General features: G+C 41.4%; 2 protein-coding genes. Both read right to left on the bottom strand.

The annotated features are described in order from the left end of the window. Positions 1 to 1,530: 1,530 nt before the first annotated feature. Entirely contained in the window at positions 1,531 to 2,034 is a 504-nt protein-coding gene (locus tag LGZ99_RS23405; protein ID WP_262979739.1) for a contact-dependent growth inhibition system immunity protein, read from the bottom strand. Next, positions 2,034 to 4,599, bottom strand: a 2,566-nt coding sequence (locus LGZ99_RS24725) for a DUF637 domain-containing protein (protein WP_315903528.1), incomplete at its 5' end; no start/stop codon positions are given. The genes LGZ99_RS23405 and LGZ99_RS24725, both read right to left, overlap by 1 nt.

Raw genomic sequence — 4,599 nt, 5'->3', positions numbered from 1 at the left:
ATAGTTTCATATATCAGTTGTCCATCTGATCAAATTCCAGAGTATCTACCGCTATTACTACCGGTTGTGACACTAAATTGCTCATAGTCAAAATCTTGTCCTTGGCTAATCACCAGATTAGCCATAGCGAAAACTTCGATTTTTTCTGGTAAAGGATATAGGCACTTCAACAACAGGTATGCCAGAAAAATAATTCCTATGGGAATTAATTAGGTAAGTATTTATTCACTTTACAGAAAGCGATTGGATGCAATATTTGAATTATACAATTTAATCTTCCACTTTTTCCATTAGTTATAGAGAGTATTTACGTGATATATCACTACCTTTTAATGCGTGCTGATTAAGAATTTCAATTTTATATTTATCTCATTAGGTATTATTAGGAAATACAAATAAAAACAACAAGTATGATTTTTTTCAAAAATCACAACAAGATAGAAACCTATAAATATTATTGAATAATTAAATTATGAATGTGATTTAAATTAATGGTGAAAAATAATTCCTCTTTACAAAAATAAGACTTTTTTACGAACAAGACTGATTAAAGCAGTGTAAAACAAGTTTAATCTGACGTATTTACGGTTTTACATAATAACACTGCAAGTAACCCGATTCGTATTCTATTAAATCATTCATTTGAGAGTTTTCTATGATCAATGATTTAACTGGTTTATGACAAAGTTTATTGTCAGTTGAAAACATTATTAAAGTCGGTTCCTTTGGGAAAATAAATTGTCTGATTAAACCATTCATATTTTTATTTATCCTTTTTTCCGGGGTATGTAAGCATTAATAAAACCAATTATTTTTCTCATCTTTCACTGATAATTTTATGATGGGCAGATTTTAAGTTGTTATTAAAAGCCATTTTTTTAACCTCGGGTTTTAATCGGTATAATCAGGTTTTAACCATTGTTTTTACTACTTTTAACACCTGTTTTTTCTTAAGTTTAATCATCATAGTATATTGTGTTTTACTTTTAACCAACTTTAATCATACCCATTTTTTATCTTTACTGACGTTGTTTTGCTGGCAATTTTTAGCAGTTTTCATAAGTCATACTCATTTGTTTTATCTTCATAAATCAACCTGTAAATAGTCTGATGGTATAAAGATGCCATTTTATATTTTCTCGGAAAATATTCTTTTTCTCACTGATTTTTTAACTCTCTTTTAATGGTTAATGAGCTTCAATTAAATATGATTAATAATCATTTTAAAAAGTTTTACTTATAGTTAAATCCGTCTTTTATATAAAAGCTTTAATATCTCTGTTTTAGTGTTTTTAAATGGTTATGGCAGGTTAGGTAAATGTAAAATAAGTGGAGGATAGCATCGTCGATGAATGTATTAAATATGGTAGGGAATAAGCCGTTTTTAGTTACTCTGTACCTTTTCAAAATCTGGCATTAATGGATACCTGTTTTTTTATCCTCAGATAACTAATCACCGAAAAGAAAACAGCTTGCGGATAAACCAAAAAGGGAAAAAAATCCCAGCTTTTTTATGGCTGGGATCTTGATTTAACCGATACAGCGACTAAGAGCGAGCCTCAGTCCCGCACCAATCTCAGCAGTTGAATTCTCCACAGACAAAATGACTTTATCACTTCCACCACGTCCTGTACCTCCCCATGCTTCCAGTTTTTCATGGCGAGAAGGTGAAATAGTAATAAAGCTATTAACACAATGGATAAAACAATGTTTCATATCTTTGAATAAAGCCTTTTTGGTTTTATACTCATATTTTTCCATCAGCATGGCTACCCATGCAGCGTATTGCTCTTTACCTTTTTCAAGATCAAAAAAAGTACCTCGCTCTTCGAGAGAAGCTAATGTCCGACTATTTGATAAAGCCTGTAGAACGCTTTCACCAATACTTTTATTATCAGCAATTATGGATAACAAGTGGGGCTGAAAATTTGGATCAGCCGCAACCATACCTAATCCTGATTTAGTTTCAATGAGCAAAAACTCTTTCGTGCTGTAGCAACTAGCCCAATAATCCTGATCTTTGTTAAACATTATTATTTCACCTGTGTCACTGTAACTTTTACACCCTGAATTTTGCCATATTCTATTGCCCGATTGATTTCGATCCACTGGGCTTTAGTTGTATTAGCAGAAACAGCCAGTTGTATTTCTCTGTTAACAATCATTGAGGAGTCTATAGTCCTTCTTGAAAGTGTATATGTTTCAAATTTCATAACATCATCAATATTACCTTTAATAGAACCGTATATCTGCTTTGGTCTGGTCAATTTTGATAGTGTTTGAATATCCATTGTTTTTGCACTGACAGCTGTCTTCGTTGATGCATCATAGTAATCAAAAGTTTTAAAGTTCTTCGGTAAGCGGGAGCCTACAGGGAGTTGCGTACCCACATAATCCTCCCAAGGCATACCTTGCTTCATATTACCCTTGCCCCATTGGATACCGGTTTCTGAAGCGCTGACAGTCGCTGTTGCCGAGTTGCGCTCTATATACAACGCTTCTTTTTCCATCAAGCCAGTTACGGTATTGGTATTAGGTTTGGCATTGCTTAACAGTGGTTTTGAGGCATGACTCAATTCTCCTGCCAGATTTTTCGTACCTTCTTGGGTATTACCTAATACTTTTACGGCTCCGGTCGCTAAAACGCCCGTGCCAACAGCCGCTTCCGGCGCAATGGCATCTGCAACAAAAATGCCCACATTATTCAGGCACAGAGCCGGATTAGTTTTACACCCTTCAAGCGCAATACGCCCTGCCGCTGCCATTTCCGCAGATCCGGCCACCAGTATATAACCACCATAAGTCAGAGCATATCCGCCTGCGGCCACTGCGGTCACGGTTATTGCGGCATCACGTCGCGCAATAACGCGTTCTGCCGCCGATTTATCCCCTTTCTCTGCCGCCAGGATATCTTTTTGATTATCAACCGATAGCTGATGCAACATATGCTCAGTCATGTTGTTACGATAGACAATCTCTGCGCTGTTAGCCGCACTGTAAGCGCCTTCGGGTGTATGACTAATCAGGGCACCTGACAACGCTCCGATAAATTTGGCTGTCTGGGTCTTAGCTTCATTACCTGTAAGCGCTTCTTGAAGCTTATGAATTTGCCGCTCGGCTTCATTCTTGTACGACGGTTCAAATAGCCGGCTTTCCATTGTAATTGCCGCCAGTTCTGCGGCCAACGCCCCCACAGCCGCCCCTTTGGCATCACCGCCCGCTATTTCCGCCGCCAGGGCAGAAACCACTGCATGGCTGAGGGCTTTACCGGGCACACCCAGAATGTCCCCGTTGTCCCCAATCAGCCCGGCCCCTTCTGCATTAATCTGATTGCCGATATTGGCAAGTAATGCGGTGGTGAGGTTATCTTTAAAGCTGCCGCCATTAAGGGTTGTCCCCAGACTGGCACCGATAATGGACTGACCCGCAACCCGTTGAGCCACTTTGCTCCAGTCGCCGTTGCTCAAGGAAGGTAACTTCGCCTTTGATGGATCCAGTTTTGCGCCATTCGCTGCTTCATCCCATCCCATTACCGTGTCAAAGCCCGCCAGTGCGCCACCCATCACCATTGAAGTCAGGGTTGATTTAACGGTATCGCTGCTTCCCATTGCCTTTAAGGTTTTGGACAGATCACCTTGATTGTCCACCAGTGCCACTGCCGCCTGAGAGGCCAGAGCCGCCATGCTGGAAGCTGTCGCGCCGTAAGCCATTGAGCCCACAGTAGCGGCGGTGCTGGCGGTAGCCCCCGCAGCCGTCGCCGCTGAACCTGCCGTGCCTGCTGCCGATCCGGCCACCGAAGCCGTTATGCCTGCGCCTGCCGTCACGGTAGCCACGGCAATCGCGATGACCGCTGAAACCACCGGGTTCAGATGCTGGCTTTTATAATCCCAGCTGTCATACGCATCTTTGACTAAGTTCCATTGAACATCCTGACGTTCATTCAGTCCTTTCAACCAGGCGGTTTCCGGGGTATTACCGAAGACGGAGACGACAGCTTGTAATGACTGACCATTTTTTGCTTTGATATCAGCGCTAACACCATTTGCTGCATCTACGGTGAGTTTTCCGCCAAGATGAATAGTAGGAAGCACCCATGTATTTTCGGTGTAACCTTTATCTGTCTGCTTGAGCTTGATGTAGAACCCTTTGGAATGGGTAATCGTTTGCGCAAAGGTGCTGTTGTTTACTGCTTTAAAATTAACCTGACCGTGAGTACTGGTCAGTTTGGCATTTTGATTGGTGGCGATTTTGCTGGCTTCATAAGTGCTGTCATCCCGGCTTAACAGGTTAATATCGCCGCCGGCGGTAAATTCAGTCACTTTGTTAGTAACATCATGACGGGTGTGTTTAATGGTTTTCTTTTTGCCATACCACTTACGCGTGGTCTCTGTTTTCTCATAGTGACTGGATTCTTCCATCGCCTGAGCGTACAAGTAACCGCCTTGTGCCGCGACATCCATTGCCCCTTTGGCCGCCAGTTTGGTGGCCTGGAAAAGAATACTGCCGGTTGAGATAATCGTGAGTATGCCGCCGCTGGTCAGTTCAGTGCCTTGCTGAGTCACTGATTCGGTGAATTCCCGGTTACCTTCCCGGTAGGTG

Source organism: Photorhabdus temperata (assembly GCF_025384845.1).
Taxonomy (GTDB): Bacteria; Pseudomonadota; Gammaproteobacteria; order Enterobacterales; family Enterobacteriaceae; genus Photorhabdus; species Photorhabdus temperata.
Note: the sequence above shows the minus strand (reverse complement) of the source record. Positions and strands in the feature narration are given on the sequence as shown.